The following is a 14,796-nucleotide window of genomic DNA, read 5'->3' as shown; positions in this document are numbered from 1 at the left end:
TGGTATTTTAGGTCAAAATAATGAAAATTTTCCAATGGTTGCAATATTGTCTTCACAATCTCCTAAATTAAGCGGTGTCCAGCGGTTACTCGAAGCCGGTTTATTATTCTCATGTGTCTTTGCCATGTTTACCATGTTGGCCTTAGTGAGCTTTGACCCGGCCGATCCCGGCTGGGCGCAAACCGGTTATCAAACCCCGGTACGAAACCTTGGCGGTGCGGTTGGCGCTTATTTGTCTGATCTGTTACTCAATCTTTTTGGCTGGATAGCCTTTACCTTACCTATAGTGATCGCCATTACCGGCTGGCTGTTGTTCCAAAAGTTTCACCGCCTGATGCAGCTAGACTATTTGACCCTGGGATTAAAGTGTATTGGTTTCTTCATGCTTTATATCGGTATTACCTCCCTTGCCAGCATGAATTTTGATGATGTTTTTTACTTTTCTGCCGGTGGCATCTTAGGGGATGTATTGAGTAACAACTTTCTGCCTTATTTTTCTTTTATTGGCAGCACGTTGATTTTTTTAATGTTTGCCTGTGCCGGTTTTGTGTTGCTAACCGGTTTTTCCTGGCTTAAGGCGGTTGATTATATCGGCCAGTATACCATTGCCGGCGCACTGTATTTAGTTGAATTACCGGCAAAACTTAAAGAGCAATTTTCTTCCTCTCCCGAGAAGGTCAGTAAAAAGAGTGATACTGCTTTGCTCAGCGAACAGTTAGAGCTACCTGAGGACAAGAGTGAGAACAGCAAAGAAGAAAGCAATTTTGTTGTGGAAGAGGCACCTGAGGCTGCTCCTGGTTTTGATGAGCTAAATGAACCTTTGCCCCAGGTGAACATTCCGATTGAACTGGATGATGTGCCTTTTACCTATGATGGAGAAGATCAGGGACAAGAGCCTTATGTCAATATCGACGAGTTGATGAACGGTCCGTTAGAAATGAATGTTCAGGAGCATGTGGATGATGAAGAAATTGCTGCGGCATTTGAACCGGTTGAATCTATAGATTTACCGCCGGCCCTGGTCGATGAACAGCCGTCGCAGTTCCCGCCGGTATCTGAAGTGCTGGCCCAAGCCGCGGAAGCGAAAAATGCTCCGCCGATAAACAAATATGAAGGCATGCCGTCGATTGAACTGCTTGATCGTCCGGATAAAGCCGAAAACCCTATCAACCAGGAAGAGTTGGATCAGGTCAGCCGTTTGGTAGAAGCAAAATTACTGGACTTTGGCATCCAGGTACAGGTTGTTTCGGTTTTCCCCGGTCCGGTGATCACACGTTTTGAGCTGGATTTGGCCCCGGGGGTAAAAGTCAGCAAAATCTCCAACCTGTCCAAAGATTTAGCACGGGCGCTCTCGGCTATCAGTGTTCGAGTGGTAGAAGTGATCCCCGGTAAGTCGGTGATCGGTCTGGAATTACCGAACAAGTTCAGGGAAATCGTCCGATTAAGCGAAGTGATTTCCTGCGATGCCTTTGCCAACTCAACTTCGCCGTTGACTATGGTGCTGGGTAAAGATATTGCCGGCGACCCTATCGTCGTTGATTTAGGCAAAATGCCGCACTTGCTGGTTGCCGGTACCACAGGCTCGGGTAAGTCGGTGGGGGTCAATACCATGATCGTCAGCCTGCTGTATAAGTCGACCCCGGAAGATGTCCGCTTGATCATGATCGACCCGAAAATGCTGGAATTATCGGTTTATGAAGGTATTCCTCACCTGCTGGCGGAAGTGGTTACCGATATGAAAGAAGCGGCCAATGCGCTGCGCTGGTGTGTCGGGGAAATGGAGCGCCGCTATAAGCTGATGTCGGCGGTCGGGGTACGTAACCTTAAAGGTTATAACCAGAAGGTCTTAAAGGCTATCGAAGACGGCGAGCCTTTGGTTGATCCGTTATGGAAGCCGGGGGACAGCATGGAAACCATGCCGCCGAAACTGGAAAAACTGCCCAGCATTGTGGTCATCGTCGATGAATTTGCCGATATGATGATGATAGTAGGTAAAAAAGTTGAAGAACTGATTGCCCGTATCGCACAAAAAGCGCGGGCAGCGGGTATTCATCTTGTGTTGGCAACCCAGCGTCCTTCGGTTGATGTTATTACCGGTTTGATTAAAGCCAATATTCCTACCCGTATGGCGTTCCAGGTATCTTCGCGTATCGACTCTAGAACAATTTTAGATCAGCAGGGTGCCGAGCAATTGCTGGGACAGGGGGATATGTTGTATCTGCCGCCGGGATCAGGTGTGCCTACCCGGGTCCACGGCGCTTTTGTTGACGATCATGAAGTTCATGCCGTGGTGAAAGACTGGCAGTCGCGTGGTGAGCCAAATTATCTTGATGAAATCCTCTCCGGCGATAGCGAGCAGGAAGTCTTGCTGCCGGGGGAGCAAAGTGAGGGGGAAGAGTCAGAATTAGATGCCCTGTACGATGAAGCCCTGGCTTTTGTTACCGAGACCCGCAGAGTGTCAATCTCCAGTGTCCAGCGTAAATTCCGTATCGGTTATAACCGGGCAGCGCGCATTGTTGAAGAAATGGAAATGCAGGGGGTTGTCTCTACACCCGGCCATAACGGTGCCAGGGAAGTGCTGGCGCCACCACCAGTTAAGAATACGGTTGATGAAATTGAATAAAAAAATCTTAGTAAAAAGTATTACATTGGCATTAGGTCTGTTGCTGCCAGCAACGTCGGCATTGGCCCATGTTAATGGTCATGAAGAGCTTGGCAATAAGCCGGTATCTAAAGCGTATGAAACAGCCGCTAAAGCCATGGAAGTTGCCAAGGCAAAGGAGAGCGATGAGCAGGCAAAAAAAGCGCTGTTAGCCAAGCTCAATAATATTAAACATTTCAGTGCAAATTTCTCCCAGCAGGTGGTTGATGCCGAGGGAAATCCACTGCAAAACGGCGCCGGCACTTTAGTGGTCAGCAAGCCAAATTTAGTGCATTGGCAAACCACTGAACCGGATGAGTCACTGATTGTTTCTGACGGCGAAACCCTGTGGTTTTATGATCCCTTTGTCGAGCAGGCCACCGCTTATGCTTTGGAAAGTGCCATCGCCAATACCCCGATTTTACTGTTAACCAGTCAGGATGAATCCATGTGGCAAAATTACCGTATCAGTAAAATCAACGAGACCACTTTCATTGTCCATGCCCTGGAGAGCAACAGCCAGGTAAAAACACTGGAGCTGAGTTTTGAGCAGGATAAACTTGCCGGTTTTGTTATCTTAGATGCCAGCGGCCAGCTCAGTCGTTTTGCCTTGTCGGGCAGTGATTTTAGTTCACAACCGAAAATGGAACTGTTCAAATTTACTTTACCCCCGGGTGCCTATTTAGATGACCAGCGCTAACGGTACTTTAGATCTGGGATTTGAAGAAAATGACGAGTTTAAGCCTTTAGCCGCCAGGTTACGTCCGCAAACCCTCGAGCATTATGTTGGCCAGCAGCATATTTTGGCGCCGGGTATGCCGCTGCGTCTGGCGATAGAGCAGGGTAACTGTCATTCATTGATTTTCTGGGGACCGCCGGGTACGGGCAAAACCACTTTGGCGGAGATCATTGCCGGCCATGCCAATGCCGATATTGAACGGGTATCGGCGGTCACCTCTGGTATTAAAGAAATTCGCCAGGCGATAGATAACGCCAAACAAAGAGCCATTCATCAGCAGCGGCGCACGGTATTGTTTGTCGATGAAGTGCACAGGTTCAATAAAAGCCAGCAGGATGCGTTTTTACCCCATATCGAAGACGGCACCATCATTTTTATCGGCGCCACCACGGAAAATCCCGCCTTTGAATTAAACCAGGCGGTATTATCCCGGGCCCGCGTCTATACCTTAACCCGGCTTGCCAGTGAAGATCTCGAATTGGTGCTTAACCGGGCCTTATCCCTGGAGCAGGAGAAGGTGCAAGTCAACTTGGATGATGATGCCAGACAAAGCCTGTTAAAACGCAGCGATGGTGATGCCAGGCGGCTGTTGAACCTGCTGGAAAACTGTATTGAAATTGCCGTACCGGCACCCGGGCCGGACAATGAAAACAAGGTCAAGGTGATCACCGCCGAGCTTATCGCCCAGGTGGCGGGCAGTAAAATCGCCTTATACGATAAAGGCGGCGATGCTTTTTATGACATGATCAGCGCCTTTCATAAATCGGTGCGCGGCTCAGATCCCGATGCCGCCCTGTACTGGTACGCCCGTATTATTACCGGCGGCGGCGATGCCCTGTATGTCGCCCGGCGGTTATTGGCTATCGCCAGTGAAGATATCGGCAATGCCGACCCAAGAGCAATACAGCTGGCCCTTAATGCCTGGGATACCTACCATAGGGTAGGACCGGCAGAAGGGGAGCGCGCCATTGCCCAGGCCTGTGTTTATTTGGCTCTGGCGCCAAAAAGCAATGCCGTCTATATAGCCTTTAACCAGGCCAAGGTACTGGCAAAACAAACGGCGGACCTGGATGTGCCGGCCCATTTGAAAAATGCCACCAGCAGCATTACCAAAGAGCTGGGGCACGGCGCCGAATACCGTTATGCCCATGATGAGGCGCAGGCCTTTGCCGCCGGTGAAAACTATTTTCCAGAAGTGATTGCCGATACCCGTTTATATCAGCCGAGCGATCGCGGGCTGGAAATCAAGCTCAAAGAAAAGCGCCAATATTTGGACTCCCTCAACAGGCAAAGCCATGACCAACGCTATAAATAGTACCACTTTATACCTTTTTGTTGCTCTCGGCGGTGCCTGCGGGGCCAGTTTACGTTTTTTTATTTCACAATTAGTGTTAAATTGGCTCGGAAAAGGATTCCCTTTTGCCACTTTGATGGTTAATATTTCCGGCTCCTTTATTATGGGATTTTTATACGGGCTAATTGAACAAGGTATTTTAGAAGTTTCTGTTTACAGAACCCTGATCGGCATAGGCTTTTTAGGGGCGTTCACCACCTTTTCAACATTTTCTCTCGACTCCTTGCTATTAATTCAGCAGGGGGAATTATTAAAAGCCATGGTAAACATTTTACTCAATGTCGTGTTATGCATTTTAGCGGCCGCCTTGGGGATGTTTATCGTTACTAACAATTAAAACGTGATATATCATGCTAGATCCAAAACTGCTAAGAACAGACTTAGAAAATATCGCCACTGCTTTGGCGAAACGCGGCTTTAAACTCGATACCGAGCAATTGTCCGCTTTAGAAGAACAGCGCAAAGGCATCCAGGTAAAAACTCAGGAATTACAGAATCAACGTAATACCCGCTCAAAATCCATCGGTCAGGCCAAAGCCCGTGGTGAAGATATCCAGCCGTTATTGGCAGAAGTAAGTCAATTAGGTGATGAACTGGAAGCGGCGAAAGAAGAGCAGAACAAAGTCTTGGCAGAAATCGATGCAATTGCCTCTGCTATTCCTAACCTGATGGACGAATCAGTGCCTGAAGGTGACAGCGAAGACGATAATGTTGAAATCAAGCGCTGGGGTAGCCCGCGTGAATTTGATTTTGAAGTTAAAGATCACGTAGATCTCGGCGCTGCCCTGGATAAAGGCCTGGACTTTGAAAGCGGCGCAAAACTAGCCGGTACCCGTTTCGCTGTGATGCGCGGCCAGGTAGCCAAGTTGCATCGTGCCTTAGCCCAGTTTATGCTGGATGTGCACACCGAAGAGCACGGCTATCAGGAAATGTACGTGCCTTACCTGGTGAATCAGGACTCTTTATACGGTACCGGCCAACTGCCTAAATTCGGCGATGACTTATTCAATACTGAGCTGGCCAACAAGCAGTTCTCCCTGATCCCAACCGCAGAAGTCCCGCTGACTAACCTGGTACGTGACGAAATCGTTGAAGAAGCAGAGCTGCCGATCAAGATGGCTGCCCACAGCCCGTGTTTTCGCAGTGAAGCCGGTTCTTACGGCCGGGATATCCGCGGCCTGATCCGCCAGCACCAGTTCGATAAAGTGGAAATGGTACAGTTGGTGAAGCCTGAAAACTCTATGGCTGCACTGGAAGAACTTACCGGTCACGCGGAAAAAATTCTGGAAAAACTGGAATTACCATACCGTACCGTAGTGTTATGTACCGGCGATATCGGCTTTAGCTCTACCAAAACTTTCGATCTGGAAGTATGGTTACCGGCGCAAAATACCTACCGGGAAATTTCTTCCTGTTCAAACATGGGAGATTTCCAGGCAAGACGTATGCAGGCCAGGTTCCGCAACAGCGAAACCAACAAGCCTGAGTTGCTGCATACCTTAAACGGTTCTGGTCTGGCGGTAGGCCGTACCTTAGTGGCGATTCTGGAGAACTATCAACAAGCCGACGGCAGCATTAAAGTACCTACGGTATTACAGCCTTATATGAAGGGGTTAACTCAGCTGGGTTAATCTGCCGGTTTGTTGCCTGCGTTTACGGCAAGCGCAATAAAATCAATCCGTTGCAATTTATATAATTGCAACGGATTTTTTTTGAATATTTTTTCTCTCAAGCGGGTCATATAGCAATAACAACAGCTTAGACTTAATTTGTATTTTTTCAGGGGAATATCACGTGCTGCGTAGTCTCGCCATTCAATTCGTTGTCTTTTTTGCGATTTTCCAGGGGGCTTCCATGCTCAGGGAAACCAGTATGCTGCCAAGGTCCACTGAGTTGTCCGAGCAGGCGCCGGTATTACCGACTTTGATGGATGAAACCATTAGTTTAAAATCGCAAGGTAAAAAAACCGTACTCTATTTTTTTGCTCCCTGGTGCACCATTTGTCACGCCAGTATCAGTAATTTGCAAAGCATCTATCAGGATAATGACGATCTGGATGTGATTGCGGTCGCCCTGGATTACGCCAATGCCCAGGAAATAGCCGAATTCAGTGCCCAGCACCGGCTGGATTTTCCCATTGCCCTGGGCAATGAGCAGGTTAAAGCCCAGTTTAAAGTACAGGGTTATCCCAGTTATTATGTTATTGATGAACAAAATATGATCACCGCCAAATCTATGGGGTATTCATCCGAGATCGGACTGTATTTAAGGGCGCTTTAGCTGTTTGTATTGACTCTTTGATCCAGGTCTTCTGATCTGCATCCTGTTTGTGTACACTATCACTTTCTTTTCGGATAAAAGTATAAAAATTATGCAAATAACCGCCAATTTTGACAGTGGTAATATCAAAGTCATCGACGCAACTTCCCCAGGTAATGTTCAGCTGGAGATCAACAAAGACAACCAGTCGGAATTTTATCAGTGGTTTCATTTTAAACTTCATAACAATGATCATGTTGAGCATGTTATTCATTTAACCAATGCCGGAAAATCAGCCTATGTGGAAGGCTGGGACGATTACCAGGCCGTGGCCTCCTATGATCGCGAGCACTGGTTCAGGGTTCCGACCGAATTTGACGGTGAAAAACTTACCATCACTTTCACGCCTGAATTTGATTCCGTGTATTTTGCTTATTTCGCGCCTTACAGCTATGAGCGTCACCAGGACTTGATCCAAAGTGCACAAATGGATATCGATTGTCAGATGCTGCTGTTGGGTCAAACCATCGATGGCCGTGATATGACCATGTTGAAAATCGGAGAAGAAGGCAAAGGTAAAAAGAAAATCTGGTTAACCGCCAGACAACATCCGGGCGAAACCATGGCTGAATGGTTTATGGAAGGTTTCCTGGACCGTTTGCTTGATGAAGACGACGGCGTTGCCCGTGCCTTACTCGACAAAGCCGTATTTTATGTTGTGCCTAACATGAACCCGGACGGCAGCTACCGCGGCCATCTGCGCACCAATGCGGTGGGCGCCAACCTTAACCGTGAATGGTTAGAGCCGACCATGGAGCGCAGCCCGGAAGTTTACCTGGTACGTGAGCAGATGCTGGAAATCGGCGTAGATATGTTCCTGGACATTCACGGCGATGAAGCCCTACCTTATAACTTTGTTGCCGGTTGTGAAGGTAACCCGTCTTACGACGAGCGTAATAAAGCCCTGGAAGAGCAGTTCAAGAAAATGCTGATTGCCATCACCCCGGAATTCCAGGATGAAGTGGGTTATGACAAAGATGAGCCGGGTAAAGCCAATATGACGGTAGCGACCAACTGGGTAGGGGAGCAGTTTGACTGTTTGGCCTTTACTATCGAGATGCCGTTTAAGGATAATGCCTTATTGCCGGATCACATCGTTGGTTGGTCAGATGAACGTAGCAGCCTGCTTGGCCGTGACGTACTTACCACTATTTATCATGTGGTTGATGATTTGCGCTAATTGGTATGCAATTGAGTTATCTAAAAAGCCAGCGTAAACGCTGGCTTTTTTTTAACCTGTTGTTTTGTATCACTTTCTGACAGGTTATTGACGCTGTTTAATAGATAACAAAGCTTAAAATAATTAATGCAATAATATCAATAGCTTGCAGGGTGGATGTTATGGTTTTGTGTTTTTGGTATTGTTTATGCTTATTTATCAATAGGATAAATATAGGAAGTACCTAAAATGAAAGTACAAATTAAAAACGTTATTAAGGCAGGTCTTTTACTTACGGCCTTTACAGTCACAAGTCAGGCGAATGCCGGTTTGTTTCTTCGAGATGGCGGCATGGTTTATGACGATGTTTTAGACATCACCTGGATGCAGGATGCTAATTATGCGTGGTCATCCGGCTCTCATATTAATGGTAAAATGACTTGGTATGAAGCTAAAACCAGAGCTGATAACTTAGTGTATGGTGGCTATGATGATTGGCGTTTATATGATGCTCTATCGGAGGATGGCACATTTTGTGATGGAACCTATTGTCGAGAAAGCGAATTGGGGCACCTTTTCTATGAAAACTTTGGTTTAGAATATGGTCAGAACATCTCTGAAGCAACCGGTGCTGGCTTAGATAATGTAAAGCTGTTTAAAAATATCGCTTGGGGCAGTTATTGGTCGTTCAGGCCCGTAAATGATACTTGGGGTCAAGCTCATGCTCAGTATTTTCAGATGAATACTGGATATCAAAATAATAGCCCTACAGATAAAAGTCGCTACATGAATTACGCCTGGTTTGTTCGTGACGGTGATGTTGTTGGCGGTAATGTCAGTGAAGTACCTGAGCCGGGTACTTTAGCTATTTTGGGGCTAGGGCTAATGGGCTTAGGTCTGCGGCGTTGTAAAAAATCATAACCATGTTATAAACTTGATAAGCCAGCATTTATGTTGGCTTTTTTGTGCTTGGATATGTTTAAAAGTATTAATTATTTAATTTCAATGAGTTGACTAGGGGATGCCCGTAAAATAAAAACAGGGCCGACAACTTCTCCGAATCCAATTTCTCCAATTAGAATGCAGACCAGCCCCAAAGTGTTGGAATCTACCCGGCCATAATATCGAAGTGCCGGGCTAATACTAATAAAACTCTGTGATTATCACTATCATCCAGTTCTATGGATAATTTCGCGCCATATTATTATTTACCACTTCGAAGCATAGTGAGCATCGAGTAGTACGTTAATTTTGCCATTTTTGTTTGCTCTTTAACCGCTTAAAGTAACGGCATAGGGCTAGAGCCAATAAATCCCGGCCAGAGCTCAGATAAAAATGCCCGGCAGCGGTTTTCTTGAGAAAATTTATGATAAGCTAATGCCAACCTATAAAAACGATATTCACAATAACAAAAAATTTAATCACAAATATGTTGGGAGTTACATGTGCAAGAGTTAGTTAACACAATAAATGGAGTGATCTGGAGTAATGCGCTCATTTATTTATGTTTAGGGGCAGGGCTGTTCTTCTCTGTTTTAACCCGCTTTGTCCAGATTCGTCACTTTAAAGAAATGGTACGTTTACTGCTTTCAGGCAAAAGCTCTGAGCAGGGCATTTCTTCTTTCCAGGCATTATCGGTATCTCTTTCCGGTCGCGTAGGTACGGGTAATATCGCCGGTGTTGCCGCTGCCATTGGCTTTGGCGGCCCGGGTGCGGTTTTTTGGATGTGGATTGTAGCCTTCTTCGGTGCGGCTACCGCTTACATCGAGTCCACCAACGCGCAAATCTTTAAAGAAGAAAGTGACGGTCAGTATCGCGGTGGTCCGGCTTATTATATTGAAAAAGCCATGGGACAGAAATGGTATGCCTGGATCTTTGCCATTGCCACTATCCTTGCCTGTGGCGTGTTATTGCCTATGGTGCAGTCTAACGGTATCGGCTCAGCGATTGAAAGCGCCTTTGGCGGCGGCGGTACTATCAGTACTTTCCTTGGGGATATCAGTTATGCCAAAGTGTTCACTGCCACGGCTATCGTGATGTTGCTGGGTTTCATTATTTTTGGCGGCGTAAAGCGTATCGCGCATTTCACCCAGGTGGTGGTGCCTTTTATGGCGCTGGCTTATATCATTATTGCCCTAGTGATCATCTTCTTACATATTGATCAGTTGCCGGGTATTGTGATGCTGATTGTTGGCGATGCCTTCACACCTATGGCCGGTGTCGGCGCCGCTATCGGCTGGGGGGTAAAACGCGGGGTTTACTCCAATGAAGCCGGCCAGGGTACCGGCCCTCATGCCGCAGCCGCAGCTGAAGTCGATCATCCGGCGCAACAGGGCCTGGTGCAGGCTTTTTCCGTGTATATCGATACTTTATTCGTCTGTTCAGCGACCGCTTTTATGATTTTAATCACAGGAGCCTACAATGTTCACGGTGCTGGCGATGCCTTTATCGTGCAAAACCTGGCCGCCGATATTGCCGCCAACAGCCCGGTTTATACCCAGATGGCGGTTGACAGTATCTTTACCGGCGTAGGCAAGCCTTTTATTGCGATTGCCTTATTCTTCTTTGCCTTCACCACTATTTTGGCTTATTACTTTATCGCGGAAAATAATGTTTATTACATTCGCCGCACCCTGAAAGTACCTGCGCTGAACTTCCTGCTGAAAGTGATCATCATGACCGCCACCTTCTACGGTACGGTAAAAGCGGCCGATATTGCCTGGGGCATGGGGGATATCGGGGTTGGTATGATGGCCTGGTTGAATATAATCGGTATCATCATCATCTTCTTTATGTCGAAACCGGCGATTAAAGCGTTAAAAGATTACGAACGGCAAAGAAAAGCCGGGGTCGATAAAATCACCTTTGATCCGGAAAAGCTTGGCATCAAGAATGCGGACCTGTGGATGAAAAAGAAAAATTCAGCGCCGGTGAGCGATAGTGCATCAACCGTCAGCAGTGATTTGGTTGAAGAAAAAGCATAACTGAGCGATTGCCAGTGAAAAATGCTTTATCGCACAAGTTAATTTAGATTTTTCAAAATAAATTGACATAAAACGCCCGCAAGGGCGTTTTTTTTAGGTAAAATATTAACTCATTTTTTATGTGAGATAGTTATGGCCGTTATTAATTGTCCGAGTTGTAATAAGAAAATATCAGATAAAGCAAAGACCTGCTCGCATTGCGATGTCGATCTGAGTAACCAGGAGCAGCTTAATTCCATCAAGCGCATTAACCGTATTAAAAAGTCGCAAACATTGATGAATTATTCATTTATTGCCATGCTACTTTTCTGTGGCGGTTTCCTGTTTATGTTCTGGCAGGATGTTCACCCGGGCAGTTGGCAACATACGGCGGCCATGACCAGCACGGCTGTTGGTTTTATTCTTTATATTTTCATCCGCATACGATTAATTATTTTAAAGCGAAATACTAAGTAACCTATGGAATTATTACAGTTAGTTGACAATCTTAGTCATGAAATGTACCTCAGGCTTAAATGCGCGGCAGAGACGGGCAAATGGCCTGAAGGCACGCCCGTAGACAGTGCCCAGCAGGAATCGGCTTTACAAATTTCTATGGCGTATCAGTCCCGTCGCTTAAATGCCACAGAGTTTATGAGCGTCGGCAACGATGGCCAGATAGTGACGAAAACAAAGCGAGAATTAAAAAAAGAGTTCAGTCAATCCGAGTCTGAGAGCAGCTCAGACGATAACACTATAGCCAGGTTTTCCGATTTATGATTTTTTCCAAACTATTTAAAGCAAACAAGGCCAGATGGCAGCACAAGGACAGTACAATCAGGATCACGGCGATCAGTGAAGACTTAACTGCTGCAAATAGCCAAGATCAGGAAATTCTCCTTCAGCTGCTGAATGAAGACGAACATGAGCTGGTGCGCCGTGCCGCCCTGATAAAACTCGCCGATTTTACTCACTGGCAAAATGCCAGTGAGCATAATTCCCATGCCAAGGTGAAAGAATTTGCCCGTCAGCAAATAAGCTTAATGCTGCAAGACCAGCATGAGCTGAAATTATCGAGCGAGACTAAAATTACTTTTCTCCAGGAGCAGGCAACGGTGGCCATGCTTGAGCCCTGGCTGCATAAAGAAAGCGATGCAGATCTCATCATTGAACTTTATAAAAAGATCAATAAACCCCAGTTGATGCAACAGCTGTTTGTCCAAAAGCAAAACCCCCAGGTACAACTATTCTTTGTTGAACAAACCGGGGAAACCGCAGTATTGGAAAAATTCCTGAAAAAGGCGGTCAATGATGAGGTCAGTCAATTAATCACGGATAAAATCAACCAGATAACTGAGCTTGCTCAAAAGCCGGCTAAAGTGAAAAAACAGGTGCAGTTATTATTATCCAAACTCTTGGCGCTAAAAGATATTACCGATTACGAGCAGGTGCTCAGTAAGCGGGAACTGCTGCAAAATGAATGGCAGGCTGTGCAAGATGACCTTGCTTGTTTGACCGGTGAAGAGCAGGCCGGCTTTGCTGAAAAATATCAAACCATTACTAATCAGCTGGTGAAAATTTTTGCCCCGAAAGAAGAAGCCTACCAGCAGTCGCTGATCGAAAAAGAGCTGCAAAAAAATAAGCAAATTGCCAAAGACACCTTTGCTCAGGAAATTAATGCGTTAAGCCAGACGTTAACCACAGCAGTTTTTGAAAACAGCGCACTGGATGAAAGTGAATTTGCCAATAAACTGACCGCATTAAATGACAAGATTGCTGCTTCGATACTGAACGGGCAAGAGATTGCTGATTATCAGAAAACTATCCGTCAGCAGCAGGCCAAGCTGACTAAATTGCCAGTGATCGCCCAGTCGGTGAGTGATGCCACCCATTTAATTTCCCGGCTCTCCCAGCTGGCCTTACCGCAAACCATAGAAGAGCTTAATGAACGTCAGCCAATCTTCGATGCCTGGCTGCAGGAATGGAAGACCACGGAGAAACAGGCGGACGACGTTTTACCTGAATCTATCAAGGCCGCCTATCAGGAATTATCCCAGCACTGGCGCAGTGGTTTAAAACCTTTGCAGCAAGAGCAGCAAGGGCTTTTCCGGCAGGTACAGAAGAAGATGCCGGAGCTGAAACGTCTCTTGGCCAGCGGTAAATATAAAGCTTCTTTTGGCGTATTTAAACGTATTAAAGGCAATTTCGAGCGTTTGTCCGCCAGCCAGCAGCACAGACTGCAAAGAGACTTTGATCAGGTCAGTGAGAAAATTGCCGAGCTTAGCGACTGGGAACACTATATTGCCACACCAAGAAAGCAACAATTGCTCGATGAAGTGAAACAGCTGATCGAACAACCGATAGATAACCCCAATGAGCTGGCGGCGAAAATCAAGCAGTACCGTAAAGTATGGAATTCATTAGGCCATGCCGACGAAGAGTTGGACAAAAGCTTAAACCATGATTTTAACCAGGCGGTAGAGCAGGCTTTTGCGCCGTGCCGGTTATATTTTGCCGAGCAGGAAAACCTGCGAGAGCAAAATCTGGTCAAAAGAATGGAGATCATTGAGCAGGCAAAAGCCATGTCTGCCGAGCTGGAAAAAACGCCGGTGGATTTTAAACACCTCGATGCCCAGTTAAATAAACTCAATCATCAATGGCAAGGTACCGGAGAAGTCGACCGGGCGAAATATAAAAGTTTATTGCATGACTATACCCAGGCACTACAGCCATTAAAGTCGGCGATACGTGAATTCCACCATGATAATATCGCTGAAAAAACCGCTCTGATTGAAAAAGCCCAGGCCCAACTTACGGCAACAGAAGAGGGCGGCGATATCAATGCTGCGATTGAGCAGGTTAAGGGGATTCAGGGCAAATGGCGTAATGTCGGTTATGCCGGACCTCGTGAAGAAAATAAACTATGGCAACGTTTTCGTGCCGTAAACGACGAGTTGTTCAAGAAACGCGACTTGCTAAAAAATGAGCAACAGCAGGCGCAATCCGCTCAGCAGGCTGAATTTGAGGCCCAACTGCAAAGCTTAACGGCGGAGTTTGCACAGGCACAAGAGTTGTCGGCTTTGTCTGCGGTTAAGCAAAAAACTCAGGCCTTGTTAGAGCAAGTGGTGTCAATTAAACCTGTGATCAAGGCGGTGGCAAATGCGGTTGAAGGGCAAATAAAAGCCATAGATGCCGCGATTGACCAGCAGAAATCAGATAAAGAAAAACAAACCTGGTTAACCCTGTTTAATACCTTATCGGAAATTGCTTCAGATAAGATCACTTCGGCTGATGAGCTAAACGGCTTATCTGCATTTTGGCAGAAAAAAGTACAGGATGTTCTGGCTGCCACCGACGTTGTTGACAGAAAAGAGAAGACCCTGGAGCTGGAAATATTGGCCGGGGTTGAGTCGCCGGCGGAGCTGGCCCAGGATCGGATGCAGGCACAAGTGCGTTTAATGCAGGAGCAAATGTCTTCCGGCGGTGCTGTGGACTTACAGCAAAACTTTATTAACTGGTTGCAGCTCGGACGCTTAACCGAGCAGGATCTGGACTTGCTTGCCCGGATCAAAGGTATTTATTGCCAGTAATTTTTTAGTCATAACTGAAAAAAAGTCCGCC

General features: G+C 46.5%; 12 protein-coding genes. All 12 read left to right on the top strand.

What is annotated here, in order from left to right; genetic code table 11:
• Positions 1-34: 34 nt before the first annotated feature.
• A complete protein-coding gene (locus SG35_RS14870; protein ID WP_044834597.1) occupies positions 35-2,623 on the top strand; it encodes a DNA translocase FtsK in 2,589 nt (862 codons plus the stop codon).
• Positions 2,610-3,341, top strand: coding sequence for an outer membrane lipoprotein periplasmic chaperone LolA (gene lolA, locus SG35_RS14865; protein ID WP_053043264.1), 732 nt, complete (start codon positions 2,610-2,612; stop codon positions 3,339-3,341). Before SG35_RS14870 ends, lolA begins: the two co-directional genes overlap by 14 nt.
• Positions 3,328-4,695: a replication-associated recombination protein A gene (locus SG35_RS14860; RefSeq protein ID WP_044834596.1), complete on the top strand. Its 1,368-nt coding sequence runs from the start codon at positions 3,328-3,330 to the stop codon at positions 4,693-4,695. The genes lolA and SG35_RS14860 overlap by 14 nt, the downstream gene beginning before the upstream one ends.
• Positions 4,676-5,071 (top strand): fluoride efflux transporter CrcB, encoded by a 396-nt coding sequence (gene crcB, locus SG35_RS14855; RefSeq protein ID WP_044834595.1) that lies wholly within the window; start codon positions 4,676-4,678, stop codon positions 5,069-5,071. Before SG35_RS14860 ends, crcB begins: the two co-directional genes overlap by 20 nt.
• Positions 5,072-5,084: 13 nt before the next feature.
• The gene (gene serS, locus SG35_RS14850) at positions 5,085-6,365 is read left to right on the top strand and encodes a serine--tRNA ligase (RefSeq protein WP_044834594.1); all 1,281 of its coding nucleotides are present in this window, start codon (positions 5,085-5,087) and stop codon (positions 6,363-6,365) included.
• A gap of 163 nt (positions 6,366-6,528) precedes the next feature.
• Positions 6,529-7,014 carry a TlpA disulfide reductase family protein gene (locus SG35_RS14845; protein ID WP_053043263.1) on the top strand — a complete coding sequence of 162 codons (486 nt, stop codon included), beginning with the start codon at positions 6,529-6,531 and terminating at the stop codon, positions 7,012-7,014.
• Positions 7,015-7,105: 91 nt separating this feature from the next.
• A complete protein-coding gene (locus SG35_RS14840; RefSeq protein ID WP_044834662.1) occupies positions 7,106-8,233 on the top strand; it encodes a M14 family metallopeptidase in 1,128 nt (375 codons plus the stop codon).
• 228 nt (positions 8,234-8,461) lie between these two features.
• Positions 8,462-9,133: a PEP-CTERM sorting domain-containing protein gene (locus SG35_RS14835; RefSeq protein ID WP_044834592.1), complete on the top strand. Its 672-nt coding sequence runs from the start codon at positions 8,462-8,464 to the stop codon at positions 9,131-9,133.
• Positions 9,134-9,657: 524 nt separating this feature from the next.
• Positions 9,658-11,196 (top strand): alanine/glycine:cation symporter family protein, encoded by a 1,539-nt coding sequence (locus tag SG35_RS14830; RefSeq protein ID WP_044834591.1) that lies wholly within the window; start codon positions 9,658-9,660, stop codon positions 11,194-11,196.
• 132 nt (positions 11,197-11,328) lie between these two features.
• Positions 11,329-11,652, top strand: coding sequence for a zinc ribbon domain-containing protein (locus tag SG35_RS14825; protein WP_044834590.1), 324 nt, complete (start codon positions 11,329-11,331; stop codon positions 11,650-11,652).
• 3 nt (positions 11,653-11,655) lie between these two features.
• Complete coding sequence (locus SG35_RS14820; RefSeq protein ID WP_044834589.1) at positions 11,656-11,955, top strand: YeaC family protein; 300 nt, start codon at positions 11,656-11,658, stop codon at positions 11,953-11,955.
• Positions 11,952-14,765 carry a DUF349 domain-containing protein gene (locus tag SG35_RS14815; RefSeq protein WP_053043262.1) on the top strand — a complete coding sequence of 938 codons (2,814 nt, stop codon included), beginning with the start codon at positions 11,952-11,954 and terminating at the stop codon, positions 14,763-14,765. The genes SG35_RS14820 and SG35_RS14815 overlap by 4 nt, the downstream gene beginning before the upstream one ends.
• The last annotated feature ends 31 nt before the right edge of the window (positions 14,766-14,796 follow it).

Origin of the sequence: Thalassomonas actiniarum, assembly GCF_000948975.2 — a bacterium.
Taxonomy (GTDB): domain Bacteria; phylum Pseudomonadota; class Gammaproteobacteria; order Enterobacterales; family Alteromonadaceae; genus Thalassomonas; species Thalassomonas actiniarum.
This window is presented reverse-complemented; position numbering and strand designations above follow the sequence as displayed.